The following is a 17,342-nucleotide window of genomic DNA, read 5'->3' on the forward strand; positions in this document are numbered from 1 at the left end:
TCTAGCGCGCACGCGAACAAGATATCTTGATATCAAGAAATAAGTTAAGGTTGGTTGTGGCAAGACTGTAACCAATCCTTACGCGAGGAGCGCTCCTTCATGGGCAAGATTAAGGTTGTGAACCCGGTCGTCGAGCTCGACGGCGACGAGATGACCCGTATTATTTGGCAGTTCATTAAAGACCGCCTCATTCACCCTTACCTAGACATCGACCTCAAGTACTACGACCTGTCGATCCAAAACCGCGACGCTACAGATGACCAAGTCACTGTCGATGCAGCGAACGCGATCAAGCAGTACAACGTTGGTGTTAAGTGTGCAACCATCACGCCAGACGAAGCTCGTGTTGAAGAGTTCGGGCTGAAAAAGATGTGGGTTTCGCCAAACGGAACTATCCGTAACATCCTCGGTGGTGTTGTATTCCGCGAACCAATCATCATTTCGAACATTCCACGTTTGGTGCCAGGCTGGAACAAGCCAATCATTATTGGCCGTCACGCACACGGCGACCAGTACAAGTCCACCAACTTCAAAGTTCCAGGTGCTGGAAAAATCACCATGACCTTTGAACCTGCTGACGGCTCTGCGCCACAGCAATTCGAGGTCGTCACCATGCCTGAAGAAGGCGGTGTCGCAATGGGAATGTACAACTTTAACGAGTCAATTAAAGACTTTGCTCGTGCATCCTTCGCCTACGGTTTGCAGCGTAATTACCCTGTATACCTCTCTACAAAGAACACGATTCTTAAGGCGTACGACGGCCAGTTCAAAGACTTGTTCCAAGAAGTATTCGATGCAGAATACAAGGAACAGTTCGAGGCTGCTGGGCTCATTTACGAGCACCGTCTCATCGACGACATGGTCGCTTCCGCTATGAAGTGGGAAGGCGGCTACGTGTGGGCATGCAAGAACTATGACGGTGACGTCCAATCCGACACTGTTGCTCAAGGGTTCGGTTCACTTGGCTTGATGACTTCGGTTCTTATGACTCCAGACGGCAAGACCGTTGAGGCTGAAGCTGCTCACGGAACTGTGACCCGTCACTACCGTCAACACCAGCAGGGCAAGCCAACCTCAACAAACCCAATTGCGTCGATCTTCGCGTGGACTCGTGGGCTTATGCACCGCGGAAAGTTGGACAACACTCCAGAGGTTGTTGAATTCGCGCAGGCTCTTGAAGACGTTGTGGTGAAGACCGTCGAGTCTGGAAAGATGACAAAGGACCTTGCTCTTCTCATCTCGAAGGACCAAGCATTCTTGACGACTGAAGAGTTCTTGGCTGCTATTGACGAGAACCTCGCAGCGCGTCTTGCGGCATAGCCTAGTTTTGAACTGAAAGAGACCCACCCCTAAAGGTGGGTCTTTTTCGTTAGTTCGTGTAAGGAAGTTTTTTGAACACTGAGAACCTCTACTCTTTTTTTATTTTTGTAACTACCCCTGTGGTTGTAGTTTTCAATTTGTATTTTGCGATTCCTACGATTTCTAAGAAATTCCCTACAACTGATCCTAGTGTGGGGTGGGTTGCTTTGTTTATAGGCGTTGTGCAGGTGATCTACCCTTTTCCTCGAATAGGATGGTATGCAATTTTTACAATTCCTATAACAGTTGTTGTGTTCGTTCATGTCTGGAGAAAAACGAAAGCTGCTTTGAGTGCCGGGAAAAAAATTACCGTCCAATTCTTCTTCTCTAAGCCGCCTCACTATGGAGAAAACATTGTTTAACGGGACGCCAATTTGAGTGACTGGTTTCTCTGTGGATGAATAAAAAACGTTGACGTGCGACGATGTGCGTGAAGATGCGATGAAATATGGAATATTTTGGGTCAGAACCGTCGTGTTCCCCGACGCAATAGTGATCTGGCTCATATGATGGACAAGACGAAGAGGTCTGGCCTGAAAGGGGCATAAAGGTGAGTACACCCGTAAATGTAACGATCACTGGCGGAGCAGGACAGATTGGATACGCTTTAGCGTTTCGGGTTGCAAGCGGTGAAGTCTTTGGCGCTGACGTCCCAGTCGCGCTTAAACTGCTGGAAATCCCGCAAGGTTTGCACGCAGCGCAAGGCGTTGCGATGGAACTTGATGACTGCGCATTTCCCACCCTCGAATCAGTAAATATCACTGACGATGCAGACTACGCTTTTGATGGCACGCAAGCAGCATTCCTTGTGGGCGCGCGCCCGCGAGTGAAAGGTATGGAACGCGGTGACCTACTTGAAGCGAACGCTGGGATCTTTGGTCCGCAAGGTCGATCTTTAAACAATCATGCAGATTCTGACGTGCGTGTTTTGGTTGTTGGTAACCCTGCCAACACGAATGCTGCGATCGTGCAGGCTCACGCACCTGATGTGCCACAACACAGAATTACTGCAATGACTAGGCTCGACCACAACCGGGCATTGTCAAAGGCTGCAGCGCGAGCAGGTGTAAAAACACGGGATATTAGCCGGGTCGCTATTTGGGGGAACCACTCAGCGTTGCAGTACCCAGACCTGTTCCACGCCCGTATTAACGGCGAGGAAACGGATATTTTTACGCGCGATCTAGAGTGGCTGGAAAACGAGTTTGTTCCACAAGTCGCAACGCGCGGGGCTGCCATTATTGAGGCTCGTGGTGCCTCTTCGGCAGCGTCTGCTGCCTCGGCTGCTATTGATCATATGCGGGACTGGACTAGCGGTACCCCGCACGGTGACTGGACATCCGTGGCGCTCGCGTCCGATGGCTCATATGGGGTTCCTGCTGGCTTGATATCGTCGTTCCCTGTTGTCTCTGAGGCAGGGGAGTGGCAGATCGTGCAAGGGCTAGACATTTCTGAGTTCTCCCGTCGATACATTGACGCTTCGGTTGCTGAAATAGCAGCGGAACGCGAAGCTGTACGGCAGCTAGGTTTCGTTAGCTAGGACAGTTTTGCGTTAACTAGGGTTACGAGCGCATGCTTAGTTCATGCCTCAACCCCCACGTGAGCGGAGCCTTGCCTACCATCACGATTTTCGACAGTTATGGATCGGTGATGCGCTTAGCCAAGTAGGCGCGCAACTGACCGCGCTAGCGTTACCCATTTTTGCTGTAACAACGCTACGCGCCACAGAAATGCAGATGGGTTTCTTAAACGCCTCCCAAACGGCTGCGTTTCTGCTCATTGGGTTGCCCGCAGGCGCCTGGATAGACCGCATGCGCAAACGAAACGTCCTCATTGTTGCTGACGTTGTGCGTGGTGCCGTGCTTGCCGTTGTTGTTGCGTTGGCGTTGACGGGTCACGCCTCAATGCCGGTGCTGTACGGTGCAAGCCTCATACTTTCGGTTGCAACAGTTTTCTTTGATGTAGCGCATCTTAGTTACGTTCCAAGTTTGGTTGGGTTGCAGCACGTATCCGAGGGAAACACGAAATTACAGGCGACATATTCAATTGCTGCCGTTGCGGTTCCCGCGGTAGGAGGGCTGCTCCTTAAAATCGTCACTGCACCGTTGCTGATAGGCGTCAACGTTGTGACATATTTTGCTTCAGTCGTGTACCTGCTAAGAATCAAAAAACGTGAAACACTGCCACCTAAAGACTCACACCTGCCTTTGGGAAAAGCGATCCATGAAGGCTTAGCGTTTATCGTCAAAACTCCGCTGCTTAATCGTCTTGTTTTTGCAACAGGCGCGAGCGCTCTCTTTGCGACGATGGGGTGGACCATGATCGTCAAATATGTTGTGGACAGTTTAGGTGTCAGCAAGGATTCCGTTGGTCTGGTGCTGTCGGCTTCTGCAATTGGCGGAATACTTGGCGCTTTTTTGGTTCGACGAGTGACTTTGCGGGTGGGAGAAGGCCGAGTTATTGCGCTTTCCGCACTCGTCATACCTATCTTTTATGTGGGTATTCCGTTGGCTCAACCTTTGCACGACGGCGGAGTGAACCCAATAATTCCGCTGGTTGTGTCAGGTTTCCTCATGCAGATTGCAAACACGTTTTTTAACGTGTCGCAGGTGAGCTTTCGGCAGCGTTTATGCCCGCCACACCTGTTAGGTCGTATGAACGCATCCTTCAGGTTTATTGTGTGGGGCGGAATGCCCCTAGCGAGCCTTATTGGTGGTGTGATCGCATCTCAGTTCGGCATGGCGACGATGATGTGGGTAGTGGTGGTTGGCCAGTTTGTGGCAGCGCTACCGCTCGTCTTTTCGCCATTTATGCGCATGCGTGATCTGCCCGGCGGGAACGTTCAGACGGTAGAGGTGTAGTAGAAGGCGTCGAGCACACCAAGGGTCTACTCGACGCCTTCGTATCTACCGGAAAACTACTGTTTTCGTACCGTTGAGTAGTACGCGATGTTCGGCATGCCAGCGCACCGCCCGTGATAGTACGCGCCGCTCAACGTCTTGACCTAATGCAACAAAACGTTCCGCGCTCATCTCATGGTCAACACGTTCGGTGTCTTGTTCGATGATGGGGCCCTCATCAAGATCTGCTGTTACGTAATGCGACGTCGCACCAATCAGTTTCACACCTCGCTGGTGTGCTTGGTGGTATGGTTTCGCGCCTTTAAATGAGGGCAAGAATGAGTGGTGAATGTTGATGACTCGTCCTTCAAGCTTTCGGCACAGGTCATCGGACAGCACCTGCATGTACCTAGCAAGGACAACTAACTCTGCGTCGAGTTGCTGCACAAGCTCGAGTAAGTGCGCTTCTGCTTGCGGCTTGGTCGCTGCGGTTACAGGGATGTGATGGAATGGCACCCCATAAAACTCTGCTAGGCCTTCCAAATCGCGGTGATTGCCAACAACAGCAACAACATCAATAGGTAGTTCTGATGCGCGCTGGTGGAAAAGCAGGTCATTTAATGCGTGAGCGGCCTTGGACACCATAAGAATGGTGCGCATTTTTCGTCCCACAACATCAAGATTCCACGTCATGCCATATTCGCGAGCAATAGGCTCAAGTGCAGCAACGAGTTCTTGACGAGAAGCCTGCGCTAGTACTTGCACGCGCATGAAGAACAGATTAGTTTCGCTGTCCCCAAACTGTTTTGACTCGGTGATGTTACCGCCATGCTCTGCAAGAACTCCCGCAACGGAATGAACAATTCCAGGACGGTCAGGGCAAGACAGGGTGAGCACCCAGTGTGTGGGGGAAGTTTCAGTGGTCACACACACTAGATTACTTCGCTTAGCGTGGACAATGCCCCGATTGCTCAGAAAATCTGCAACGATATATTCATGAGTGAGCCAGAGATCACAATCGCACTGCTTCGCGCGGACACCGCAGGCGAACTATTGACCCTACGCCGAGCAGCCTTTGTCACAGAGGCTCAAGTGTATGGCGACCCAAACATTCCGCCCCTGACACAAACCCTTGAGGAACTCGTCGAAGACCTCAATAAAGAAAATGTTGTCACCCTGGGCGCTTGGCTTGGGCACCGCCTCGTAGGATCAGTACGCGTTGAATTAGAGGACGGTAAAGCAACCCTTGGCCGTTTAGCTGTCGCCCCCGACCTGCAGGGGCAAGGAATCGGAACTCAAATGATGTATGCGGTCCTTCCGCATTTGCCAGAAGAGACAACCGAAATTTGGGTCTTCACCGGAAAAGACTCCAAACAAAACCTTGCCATGTATCAACAGAACGGCTACGAACACCAGCACGACCAAGTAGCTGGAGACCTCACCTACGCGTACCTGCGAAAAATCTTAGGTGACGCTGAACCTGCTGAATAACCGCACATCACAACTACCTCAAGGGAGACCACCATGTGGTCTCCCTTTTGTGTCCTACAGCGCTTAGTTTGTTCTGGAAGCAGAACACGGTAGTCGGGTAGGATGGATGCAACGGCACGACTGGCGCAGCTATCTCGTTTGGTTGGACCGCAGGTTACGGTATAAACCTCGGCCCGCTCACGGTTCCAACCGCAATACGATACATGGCGTGGTGGGGTACCACCGGGGAGTGTCGTTTCCTACTCGACTTAGGGTCGTTCGCCTGGGCCCGGTCACCACACGAGTGTGTGCTGAGCCGGCGAGTCCTCTTTCCGGTGATGCACGCAGCAGTTGCACACGTCCGCGGTTAGCCGCACACACAAGGAGAGATATGACTGCCCAGAACGATACGGTGATGAACCAAGGTCTCGCCCAAGTAGACCCAGAAATCGCCGCTGTACTCGATGGTGAACTCGCACGCCAACGCGAAACCCTTGAGATGATCGCATCAGAAAACTTTGTGCCACGCGCAGTTCTCCAAGCGCAAGGCTCAGTTCTCACAAACAAATATGCAGAAGGCTACCCAGGCAAGCGCTACTACGGTGGATGCGAAGAAGTAGACATCGCCGAAAACCTTGCAATCACGCGCGCAAAAGACCTCTTCGGTGCACAATACGCGAACGTCCAGCCACACGCTGGTGCACAAGCAAACGCCGCAGTCCTACACGCCCTCATCGACAAGGGCGACAAAATCATGGGACTCAACCTTTCCCACGGTGGTCACCTCACCCACGGTATGAAGATCAACTTCTCTGGAAAACTCTATGAAGTTGCTGCATACGGTGTTGAAGAAACAACATCACGCCTCGACATGGACCGTGTACGCGAGCAAGCACTCGCAGAACGACCAAACGTGATCATCGCTGGCTGGTCTGCATACCCACGCCACCTCGACTTTGAAGCATTCCGCTCCATCGCAGACGAAGTCGGCGCATACCTGTGGACCGACATGGCACACTTCGCTGGACTCGTCGCAGCTGGCCTCCACCCAAGCCCAGTGCCACACTCTGACGTAGTATCCTCCACCGTGCACAAGACCATCGGTGGACCACGTTCCGGTTTCATCTTGGCTCGTGAAGAATACGGCAAGAAGCTCGACTCTGCCGTGTTCCCAGGGCAACAAGGTGGCCCACTCATGCACGTTGTAGCTGCTAAAGCAGTAGCATTCAAAATCGCAGGCACACCAGAATTCAAAGAACGCCAAGAACGTGTTTTGCGCGGAGCGCAGATCATCGCGTCACGACTCACCAACACGGACGTTGCCGAAGCAGGCGTATCAGTCCTCACCGGTGGAACAGACGTTCACCTTGTCCTGGTTGACCTCCGCAAATCAGACCTCGACGGACAGCAAGCAGAAGATCTCCTGCACTCAGTTGGTATCACCGTTAACCGTAACGCGGTACCATTCGACCCACGTCCACCACGCGTAACCTCAGGTCTACGTATTGGTACACCAGCGCTCGCATCACGCGGTTTCGGTGACGCAGAGTTCACTGAAGTAGCTGACATCATTGCTGAAGCATTGAAAGCAGGCGCAGCCGCAGACGTCGACGCACTACGTGCACGCGTTGCAAAACTCGCTGACAACTTCCCGCTCTACCCAGAACTCGAACAGTACTGATGAGCATCCGATGGGCTTCCGCAACGCGGGAGCCCATCGCTTCTTTGAGCCACCCACACATGAGGTAGTAGGCGCTCGCTGACGCGGGCTCGAAAAGAGTGAATATGACTGCACGAATTCTTGACGGCAAGGCTGCATCAGCAGCAATCAAAAATGAGTTGAAGGCACGTGTCGCTGCGTTGGCGGAGCAAGGAATTGTTCCAGGGTTGGGCACACTGTTGGTTGGTGAAGATCCCGGCTCACAATGGTATGTAGCAGGAAAACACCGAGACTGTGCCGAGGTCGGCATTTCGTCAATTCGCGAAGACTTACCGGCTACCGCGACACAAGACGAAATCATTGACGCTATTGAACGTTTAAATTCCAACCCGCAGTGCACCGGATACATTGTTCAGCTGCCTCTACCAAAGGGCATCGACACGAATAAGATTCTTGAACTGATTGATCCGGAAAAAGACGCAGATGGTTTGCACCCTACAAACTTGGGGCGTCTTGTACTTCGAGTAAACGAAGAGATCGACTCGCCGTTGCCGTGCACCCCGGCCGGAATCATTGATCTTATTGAACGCAACGGTGTGGATTTGCACGGTAAGCATGTTGTGGTTGTTGGCCGTGGCACAACTGTGGGGCGTTCAATCGGCTTGTTGTTGACTCGTAAAGCAGTAAATGCGACGGTGACGTTGACGCACACTGGAACACAAGATTTAGAAGGCCACATCCGCCAGGCGGATGTTGTGATTGGTGCGGCTGGCGTTCCGGGAATCATCCGCGCGGAATGGGTCAAACCTGGTTCAGTACTTATTGACGTCGGTGTTTCTCGCGCTACTGATCCAGAAACTGGAAAATCAAAAGTAGTAGGAGATGTGGATCCTGCCGCGGCTGAGGTTGCAGGTTGGATTTCCCCTAATCCTGGCGGAGTCGGTCCAATGACTCGCGCATTCTTGTTAGAAAACGTTGTAGCCACAGCGGAGCGAAACGCTCGATAGGGTCATATCGCCAAGAAATATTGCTGTTGTATAACGGGCACTCTTCCCTGAAGGGTGCCCGTTTGCTATTTCCCCTTATGAAAGCCATACAGCGCTTAACTAGGTGACACGTGCCCATGCTTTTTTGAGATTAACGATCTCATTGCATTCCTTTGGAATGGTCAAGCGTTTTACGTGACTGTTGTATTAAACGCGTCGCTCTAGTACTTGTTTCAACGACGAAACAAGTGGACACATCACAACCATGCATCACACGTGAGAGCAAGGAAACGATATGAAGAAGCGCAATACCACTAGAACACAGCTTGTGGCATCGACACTCATTAGCTCACTTATCGCAGCCCCACTAACAGCGTTAGCAGCGTTACCCGCAACTGCTGCACCAGAAATACTCACTATCGCAGATATTCAAGGCACCACTGATCAAACGCCATACGCAGGAAAAACCGTAACAACACGGGGCGTTGTCACCGCCGTGTATGCGGGCGGATTCAACAGTTACGTCATTCAAACGCCGCATGGCACGGATACACAAGGGTCACAAGCCATCGCCATATATGAGGGGAAGGCACCGACCGTCACACTCGGTGATTACGTCGAAGTGACTGGAACAGCAGGGGAATACAACAAACTCACGCAGATTTCATCGCCCACGCACACAGTGCTCGACGAAGTCGTGCCGGCACCACAGCCTCTGACAATAAGCTGGCCACAAACCGATGAGGAACGCGAAAAATATGAGTCTATGCTTTTCGCGCCCACGGGAACATACACCGTCACAAACACCTACAGCACCAATCAGTACGGAGAAGTAGGCCTAGCTTTCGGGAACACACCACTCGTCCAACCAACAGACGTTGGCCGCCCCAACTCGGCAGAAGCCAACGACCAAGCAACGTCGAACGCACAGCGAAGCGTGATACTGGACGACGGAACCACCACAGACTTCCTCCGCACAAAAACCCACACACCGCCCTACGTTTCGCTTACCGAACCCGTACGAGTAGGAGCGCACGTCGAGTTTTCTGCACCGCTCATCATCGACTATCGAAACAATGCGTGGAAATTAAACCCGACAACACCCACGCCAGCCGGAAGTGAAATCGCAACATTCTCCAACACAAGAACCAGCAAACCAGACACCACAAAACTTGCTGGATCAGAACTCAAAATCGCCTCCTTTAACGTACTGAACTACTTCACCACCACAGGCGAAGCATGGGGAACCTGCACGCCCTACACAGACCGTGAAAGCAACGGGGTTACTGTGCGGAACTGCACCACGGAAGGCCCACGCGGCGCCTGGAACGACACAAACCTAAAACGGCAACAAGAAAAAATAGTTGCCGCGATTAATGCCACAGGCGCTGACATCGTCGGACTCATGGAAATTGAGAACTCGGTAAAACTCGGCGAAACAGCAGACGAAGCAGTCGCATCACTCGTCTCCGCACTCAACGTACATGCCGGAAGTAGCCGTTGGGCATACGTGCCATCCTCAACCGACCTGCCCGCCCTAGAGCAACAAGACGTCATCACCAATGCGCTCATCTACAACACAACAACAGTGACACCGCTCGGCGCATCGCGGGCCCTCGGCACACAAAGCGGCCCAGAGCAGCCCTTCAACAATGCCCGAGAACCCCTTGGCCAAGCCTTCACACCACAAGGTGGGGGAGAACCGCTGTTCACAGCCGTTAACCACTTCAAATCAAAAGGCTCAGCAGGACCATTACCCGGCGACAGCGATGCAGGAGATGGACAAGGTTCCTCCAATGCGTCACGAGTTGCCCAAGCCCAAGCACTCACACAATGGGTTCCCAACGCTTTAAAAACAATCGCCGCAGAAACTGGCACTACAGTAAAAGACGTTGCACTCCTCGGAGACTTCAACTCCTACAGCCAAGAAGACCCCATGCACGTCTTCTACGAAGCAGGATACAAAAACGCCACAACAGAACTGAACCCAGGAGAACACTCCTATTCGTTCCACGGCCAGTCCGGCTCCCTCGACCACATCTTGTACAACAGCACACTTAGCGAACGAACCGTAGGCGCAGACATCTGGGACATTAACGCCCCAGAATCAATCGCCCTCGAATACAGCCGACACAACTATCACCCAACGCTCTTTCACGCACCCAACGCATACCGGTCCTCAGACCACGACCCTGTCATCCTTGGAATAACCCGAGAAAAAAACACCACCACAACACTCAACGTGCTTGATATCAACGACTTCCACGGACGCATCGACTCAAACACCGTGAAATTCGCTGGAACAGTAGAAAAATCACGCCAAAACGCTGGCGACAACAAAACACTCTTTGTCTCAGCCGGCGACAACATTGGTGCATCACTGTTCGCCTCTGCCTTAGCCGATGACAAACCCACACTCGACGTGCTCAACGCTTTAGAACTCGCAACATCTGCAGTCGGAAACCACGAATTCGATAAAGGATTTGCCGACCTCAACGGACGAGTAAACGAGCAAACCAACTTTAACTACCTCGCAGCTAACGTCTACGCTCGCGGCACCACACAACCCGTACTCAAAACCTACGACATCTTTGACGTTGACGGTATAAAAGTCGGTGTTATTGGGGCTGTTACGGAAGAAACCCCTACATTAGTAAGCCCTGGTGGAATCGCAGACATTGAGTTCGGTGACCCAGTAGCTGCTGTAAACCGGGTTGCGCAACAACTCAGCGACGGAAAAACCAAAAACGGAGAAGCAGACGTACTTATCGCGCTGTATCACGAAGGAGCAGGAGCTGGAACGCCAGACGGTACAACACTCGATAAAGAAATCGCAGCTGGCGGCGCATTCGCGCAAATCGTAACAAAAACAGCGCCACAAGTAGATGCCATCTTTACCGGGCACACCCACAAACAGTACGCGTGGCTTGCAAGCAACGGAACCGGCGCACAACGCCCAGTAATACAAACAGGTTCGTACGGTGAATACATTGGCCAAGCCTTACTCACCATCGACCGTTCCACAAAAACCGTAACAAATGCTGAAGCCAACAACCTTGCTCGTCTTAAAGACGATGACGCGACCCTCGTACAGACATACCCACGCGTGGCACAGGTCAAAAACATTGTCGACGCAGCACGTGCAGAAGCAGACCGCGTAGGTGCACAGCAGGTCGGAACAGTTACCGCAGACATCACCACAGCATTCAGCGGAGGTGCATACGTCAACGGCGTGTACACGGGTGGGAAACGCGACGACCGTTCCGAAGCCTCAACGCTGGGAAACCTCGTCGCTGATGCCTTGCACGAAACACTCGCAGAACCACAACGCGGAGGAGCCGACATCGGAGTTGTCAACCCTGGCGGGCTACGAGCCGAACTCCTGCACGCCCCCGACGGAGCAGTAACCTACGCTGAAGCAAATGCTGTACTGCCATTCGTTAACAACCTATGGACAACAACGCTAACGGGAACACAAGTAAAAACACTGCTTGAACAGCAATGGCAAACAAACGCTGACGGAACTATTCCGTCCCGTCCATACCTACAATTAGGTCTCTCCAAAAACGTCACATACACCTACGACGAGACTCGGGCGCACGGAGACCGCATCACATCCATAACCGTCAACAACCAGCCGATAGACCCAGCAGCACAGTATGTGATTGGAACCTTCTCATTCCTTGCCCAAGGTGGAGATAACTTCCGAGTATTCAACGACGGCACAAACACCAAAGATTCAGGTTTGATTGACCGTGACGCATGGATCTCCTACCTGCAACAACACCCAAACCTGACACCCAACTATGCTCGCTCCGGTACAGCAATAAGCGCAGTCCCAACCACCGTAAAGGTAGGAGACACGATCGACTTCACCGCGAACCGCATGGACGTACGTTCGTTGGGTGCTCCTCACAACACCGAAATAAAAGCGCACTTCACTGGACCGCAACTTTCCACACCCGTGAGCGTTGGAACCTTCCCTATCACTGACGGCATAGCGAACATCAGCATTACTGTTCCAGCAGCAGCACAAGGCGCAACCACACTGCAACTCGTTGCTACCGAATCACACACAACCATCACTGTTCCACTCACAGTAACGTCAGATGGCACAACAGACCCAGAGGGGGCAGCAACAACTACAAACCTTAATGTTGGGGCATCACATGCAGGGAAGAAAACCTCGCTGACCGCAACAGTAAAAACACAAGACAAAGCCACCCGAGTTGCTGGAACCGTTACGTTCTACAACCACGAACAGGAACTAAAAACAGTTACCGTGCGTGGTGGGAAAGCCAAAGCGAAAATATTCTTACCAGCAGGCGAACACAGTTTGAAAGCAGTGTTTACCCCGAAAGACCCGAAAATGTTGCAGCCTTCGACATCAGCTGCCGTACAGATCACCACAGAAAAAGCTGCATCTCGTATCACAGCAACATTGGGCTCTCACACAATCACATACCTGCGTACAACAACCGTGTACATCAAGGTGAAAAGCCGCACCATAAAACCCACAGGAACAGTGGACGTGCTTGACGGAACCACAAAAATTGGAACCGCACAACTCATCGTCACCGGAAAAAACCGGGCAGTAGCGGCAGTGAAACTACCCAAACTGAAGCCGGGGCGATACACGTTCAACGTCGCATATTCCGGCAACGACCAACTCGCCGCAATCACAGGAAAAACAGGACGACTAACCGTAAAAACTGATCACGACGATTAACCCAGCAACACAACAGACACCTGTAGGGGTGGCCTGCCGCAACCATATCGGGGCGGCAGGCCACCCCTCATGTTGTGTGCAATGTGACCCGTACACAACGACGACACGCATGATGCGGTTGCTCATCACAACAACCATTGGAGAAGATGGAGAACATGTTCACAGTCGCAACCGTCAACGTAAATGGAATTCGAGCTGCCTACCGAAAAGGTATGGGGGACTGGCTAGAATCCACAAACCCTGATGTCGTCCTCATGCAAGAAGTCCGTGCTAACGATGAAATCGTCGCAAACCTACTTGGTGAAGACTGGAAAGTAATCCACCAAGCATGCAACGTGAAAGGACGAGCAGGTGTAGCAATCGCCACGCGGCAAGAAACCACTGCACAACGCATCGGATTACCTAATGGTCTTGACACAGGTGCAGCTGAACCAGACGTAGACACAGGGCGGTGGGTCGAAGCAGACCTGACCCTGCCCAACGGTAGCGAATTAACAGTGGTGTCCACATACATCCACTCTGGCACCGCCGGCACACCAAAAATGGATCAAAAATATGCACACCTCGACCGCGTAACACTGCGCCTCAACGAACTCATGAACTCAGGGCGACACGTCATCGTTGCAGGAGACATCAACATTGCACACACAAACAACGACATCAAAAACTGGAAAGGAAACCTCAAAACTGCCGGATTCCTTCCAGAAGAACGCGCGTACCTCGACCAATGGTTCGCAGCCGGTTGGGTAGACCTAGCGCGAGCGCAAGCAGGTGACGTACCAGGACCATACACGTGGTGGTCAAACCGTGGAAAAGCATTCGACAACGATGCAGGCTGGCGCATCGACTACCAACTCGTTACACCAACACTTGCTCCACTGGCATCAAACGCACGAGTAGACCGCGCCTCCTCATATGACACACGCTGGTCAGATCACGCACCGTTACTCGTCGACTACGTACTCGACTGAACTACAACAAAAAAATAGGTGACATTACTGCTCTGCGTGAGTGCCTTTTTGCGTACGTTCAAGAGTTAGCTGGAGGTCGTGGGGTCGTTTTTGGTTTATCTGCCGACAACACCCACGACCTTCAGCAGGCTAAGCGCAGACTTATACAGGTGAAATGTTGAGTCGCATCCCAGCAAGACCACGTTCTTTTTGCGCAAGCGTCAACGCAATGTCACTGAGAGCTTTAGCCGCAGGAGAATCAGGGTGAGCTACGACAACCGGTAAACCACGATCCCCATCTTCACGTAGTTCAATGTCGAGCGGAATATGCCCAAGTAAAGGAACGTCTGTTTGCGTCAGTTTCGACAACGACTCGGATACGGCTTGCCCACCACCAGCGCCGAAGAGTTCTAGACGAGAGCCGTCTGGTTGTTCAAGCCACGCCATGTTTTCGACGACACCTGCAAGTTTTTGGCCGGTTTGCAGTGCAATAGATCCTGAACGTTCGGCGACCTCAGCAGCGGCGACTTGTGGGGTTGTCACAGTTAAGATTTCGCTGTTTGGCAAGAGCTGTGCAACAGAAATAGCGATATCTCCTGTACCTGGTGGCAGATCGAGGAGCAGCACATCAAGGTCTCCCCAATACACGTCCGTGAGGAACTGTTCTAACGCGCGGTGCAGCATAGGACCACGCCATACGACAGGCTGACCGGCCGGAACAAACATGCCGATAGACACGACTTTTACTTCGTGAGCGATCGGTGGAAGTAGCATCGAATCGACACGCGTTGGTTGTCCTTCTACTCCGAGTAGTCGGGGAATGGAGAAACCATAAATGTCTGCGTCAATGACACCAACTTTGACCCCGTTTTGTGCCATAGCAGCAGCCAAGTTAGCTGTGACAGTCGATTTTCCGACCCCGCCTTTTCCTGAACCGATAGCAAAGATTTTTGTCAGATTGCCTGGCTGAGTAAAAGGAATAACAGGTGTAGCAGAGCCGCGAAGCATAATGCGCAGTGCTTCACGTTGCTCTGCGTCCATGACGCCAAGTTCCACGGAAGCGTCATCGATGCCTTCGACTGAGCGTGCAGCTGTAGTCACGCGCTCAACGATTGTTGATTTCATGGGACAGCCAGACGTCGTTAAATCAACGCCAATGCGTGCGATAACTGACCCTTGAACGTCCTCAACCTGAACTGAGCGAACCATATTAAGTTCAGTGATAGGACGACGAATCTCAGGATCGATAACCGTATCGAGGGCTTTATTGAGGGCAGCAATGAGTGCAGCGGAGCCGCTGAGCGTGTCTGGCATGCCACTAGTCTAACGAGAATGTGGCTGACACTTGATGACGGTTGTCAGTAAATCCGGTTGAGTCACGCGTTGTGGTCGGTGTCTTGTGCGTCGTCGTCACGGTTGTGTTCTTTGCGGTGTTCACGTTCACGGTCCATGTCTTCGACAAGATTCCGAAGTTCAGAACGAACAAAGTCACGTGTGGCTACTTCATTCAGAGCGATGCGTAGCGCAGCCATTTCCCGGGCCAAGTATTCAGTATCTGCAAGGTTCCGTTCGCCGCGTTGCCTGTCTTGCTCAGCGGTTACACGGTCACGGTCGGCTTGCCTATTTTGGGCAAGCAAGATGAGTGGAGCCGAATAGGATGCCTGCAACGAAAGCATCAGTGTTAACGCTGTAAAACCGTTGGCTGCCTTATCAAAGCGTAAAGACTCTGGTCCAAAGGAGTTCCAAGCCAGCCAGACGAGACAGAACATGGTCATCCACACCAAGAACTTTGGTGTGCCCATGAAGCGGGCTATGCCCTCAGCTGACTTACCAAACGAATCTTCATTACGTGAGCGGCGAGAAAACAGTGAACGCTTAGCTTCCTTAGGTGTATCAAGACGCTGTGCCACGAGTTTCCCCTCCTCTTACTTGTGTAGTGTCAGCCTTCACCTGACCTCGCGAAAACGCAGAATTGTCTTCGAGGTCATGATCATTAATCGGGTTTTCCCGCCAATCATCAGGCAGTAGGTGGTCGAGCGTGTCGTCGACTGAGACTGCACCAAGTAGTCGACGTTCTGAGTCCAAAACCGGAAGTGCTAACAGGTTATATGTGGCCAATATGCGTGCCACGTCTGCCAAGTGGGCGCCAACACCCACATGCTCAATTTGTGAATCTAAAATCGTACCGATTGCCTCGTGCGGTGCTTCACGTAGCAGCCGTTGAAAGTGTACTGCACCTAAAAAACGACCAGTTGGTGTTTCTAATGGTGGACGAGCAACAAACACCACGGACGCTAACGCAGGAGACAAGTCTGCTCGACGAATGTGCGCTAAAGCTTGGGCGATAGGTGTCTCTGGCGCCAAGATCACCGGCTCGGTGGTCATCATTCCACCAGCAGTGTTTTCGTCGTAGGCGAGCAACCGGCGGACATCTTCTGCTTCTTCCGGTTCCATTGCTTCTAGGAGCTCAGCTGCTTGCTGTTCTGGTAGTTCGTGCAGGAGGTCTGCTGCATCGTCGGGCTGCATCGCTTCAAGGACGTGAGCTGCACGGTCTGTTTCTAACGATGACAGAATCGCCACTTGGTCGTCTTCTGGGAGCTCTTCTAAAACGTCAGCGAGGCGTTCGTTATCCAGCGCGGACGCTACTTCAACTCGACGGTTATCTGCTAGTTCGTGGAGGACTTCTGCGAGATCTGCTGGTTTTAGGTCATCGTATGCTGCAAGTAGAGAAGCAGCGCCTTGGGCTTCTGTCGTGTATGCGAGGGTTGTTACTGCATCGGCGTCGACTGTCATGGTGTGCCCTCGTCGGCGCAAGCGTAGACCGGATTGTTTGCCTTCGAGTCGGCGCACAAAGAGGCGAGTAACGGTCCAATCGCCGTTGCGCATCTTTTCGATGGCAAGGTCTTCGATGATGGCTTCGCCAGAACCGTCCTTGAGGGTAACTTTGCGGTCTAAGAGTTCTGAAACAGCGAGGGTTTCTGTTTGACGTTGTTCGAACCGGCGCATATTAAGCAGGCCGGTAGAGATAACTTGGCCGGTATCAATGGCGGTTACACGGGTGAGGGGTAAGAATACGCGGCGCTTCCCAGGGACCTCAACGACGAGGCCTACTGCTCGTGGGGCGCGTGTTAATCGTAGTAAAACAACAACGTCACGCACACGGCCTACTTGGTCTCCGATCGGGTCAAAAACGGGAGTTCCAGCTAACCGTGCGACGAATACTTGGGTTCCGAGGCTGCTCACGCTCTAACCTTACGCAAGTTTTTGCTACGAGTCCTTGACACCACGTGAATAGGGCACAAAATCTACGCCAGCAGCAAACATTTCCTTATATTCACCCAATATAGT

Annotated in this window: 13 protein-coding genes and 1 riboswitch; of the genes, 9 read left to right on the forward strand and 4 right to left on the reverse strand. The window is 52.3% G+C overall.

Translation table 11 applies throughout. The features are described from left to right. The first annotated feature begins 99 nt into the window (after positions 1-99). The 4 genes from ACR9EC_RS00055 to ACR9EC_RS00070 all read left to right on the forward strand — a co-directional run bounded on the left by ACR9EC_RS00055 (position 100) and on the right by ACR9EC_RS00070 (position 4,220). Entirely contained in the window at positions 100-1,320 is a 1,221-nt protein-coding gene (locus ACR9EC_RS00055; RefSeq protein ID WP_435299488.1) for an NADP-dependent isocitrate dehydrogenase, read from the forward strand. A 71-nt stretch (positions 1,321-1,391) separates the two neighbouring features. Further along, a complete protein-coding gene (locus tag ACR9EC_RS00060; RefSeq protein ID WP_435299489.1) occupies positions 1,392-1,721 on the forward strand; it encodes a hypothetical protein in 330 nt (109 codons plus the stop codon). A gap of 188 nt (positions 1,722-1,909) precedes the next feature. After that, a complete protein-coding gene (locus ACR9EC_RS00065; RefSeq protein WP_435299490.1) occupies positions 1,910-2,899 on the forward strand; it encodes a malate dehydrogenase in 990 nt (329 codons plus the stop codon). Between the two features lie 43 nt (positions 2,900-2,942). Then, complete coding sequence (locus ACR9EC_RS00070; protein WP_435299491.1) at positions 2,943-4,220, forward strand: MFS transporter; 1,278 nt, start codon at positions 2,943-2,945, stop codon at positions 4,218-4,220. 45 nt (positions 4,221-4,265) lie between these two features. On the opposite strand, the gene purU is transcribed toward ACR9EC_RS00070, so the two are convergent. Further along, on the reverse strand, positions 4,266-5,132 hold the full coding sequence (gene purU / locus ACR9EC_RS00075; protein WP_435299492.1) for a formyltetrahydrofolate deformylase: 867 nt from the start codon (positions 5,130-5,132) through the stop codon (positions 4,266-4,268). A 63-nt stretch (positions 5,133-5,195) separates the two neighbouring features. On the opposite strand from purU, the gene ACR9EC_RS00080 reads away from it, so the two are divergent. From ACR9EC_RS00080 to ACR9EC_RS00100, 5 genes are all read left to right on the forward strand, one after another. Next, the gene (locus ACR9EC_RS00080) at positions 5,196-5,690 is read left to right on the forward strand and encodes a GNAT family N-acetyltransferase (protein WP_435299493.1); all 495 of its coding nucleotides are present in this window, start codon (positions 5,196-5,198) and stop codon (positions 5,688-5,690) included. Positions 5,691-5,796: 106 nt separating this feature from the next. After that, positions 5,797-5,965: riboswitch (ZMP/ZTP riboswitch) on the forward strand. A 95-nt stretch (positions 5,966-6,060) separates the two neighbouring features. Next, positions 6,061-7,350, forward strand: coding sequence for a serine hydroxymethyltransferase (gene glyA, locus ACR9EC_RS00085; protein ID WP_435299494.1), 1,290 nt, complete (start codon positions 6,061-6,063; stop codon positions 7,348-7,350). Between the two features lie 104 nt (positions 7,351-7,454). Continuing rightward, complete coding sequence (locus ACR9EC_RS00090) at positions 7,455-8,336, forward strand: bifunctional methylenetetrahydrofolate dehydrogenase/methenyltetrahydrofolate cyclohydrolase (protein ID WP_435299495.1); 882 nt, start codon at positions 7,455-7,457, stop codon at positions 8,334-8,336. Between the two features lie 274 nt (positions 8,337-8,610). Then, positions 8,611-13,044 (forward strand): ExeM/NucH family extracellular endonuclease, encoded by a 4,434-nt coding sequence (locus tag ACR9EC_RS00095; protein ID WP_435299496.1) that lies wholly within the window; start codon positions 8,611-8,613, stop codon positions 13,042-13,044. Between the two features lie 155 nt (positions 13,045-13,199). Then, on the forward strand, positions 13,200-14,015 hold the full coding sequence (locus ACR9EC_RS00100; RefSeq protein ID WP_435299497.1) for an exodeoxyribonuclease III: 816 nt from the start codon (positions 13,200-13,202) through the stop codon (positions 14,013-14,015). Positions 14,016-14,156: 141 nt separating this feature from the next. Here ACR9EC_RS00100 and ACR9EC_RS00105 read toward each other — a convergent pair whose 3' ends face one another. The 3 genes from ACR9EC_RS00105 to ACR9EC_RS00115 all read right to left on the reverse strand — a co-directional run bounded on the left by ACR9EC_RS00105 (position 14,157) and on the right by ACR9EC_RS00115 (position 17,237). After that, positions 14,157-15,308, reverse strand: a complete 1,152-nt coding sequence (locus ACR9EC_RS00105) for an Mrp/NBP35 family ATP-binding protein (RefSeq protein ID WP_435299498.1) — start codon at positions 15,306-15,308, stop codon at positions 14,157-14,159. Between the two features lie 62 nt (positions 15,309-15,370). Then, entirely contained in the window at positions 15,371-15,904 is a 534-nt protein-coding gene (locus ACR9EC_RS00110; RefSeq protein ID WP_435299499.1) for a DUF1003 domain-containing protein, read from the reverse strand. After that, the gene (locus tag ACR9EC_RS00115; RefSeq protein WP_435299500.1) at positions 15,888-17,237 is read right to left on the reverse strand and encodes a magnesium transporter MgtE N-terminal domain-containing protein; all 1,350 of its coding nucleotides are present in this window, start codon (positions 17,235-17,237) and stop codon (positions 15,888-15,890) included. Before ACR9EC_RS00115 ends, ACR9EC_RS00110 begins: the two co-directional genes overlap by 17 nt. Positions 17,238-17,342: the final 105 nt, after the last annotated feature.

Origin of the sequence: Timonella sp. A28, assembly GCF_051200815.1 — a bacterium.
GTDB lineage: Bacteria > Actinomycetota > Actinomycetes > Actinomycetales > Cellulomonadaceae > Timonella.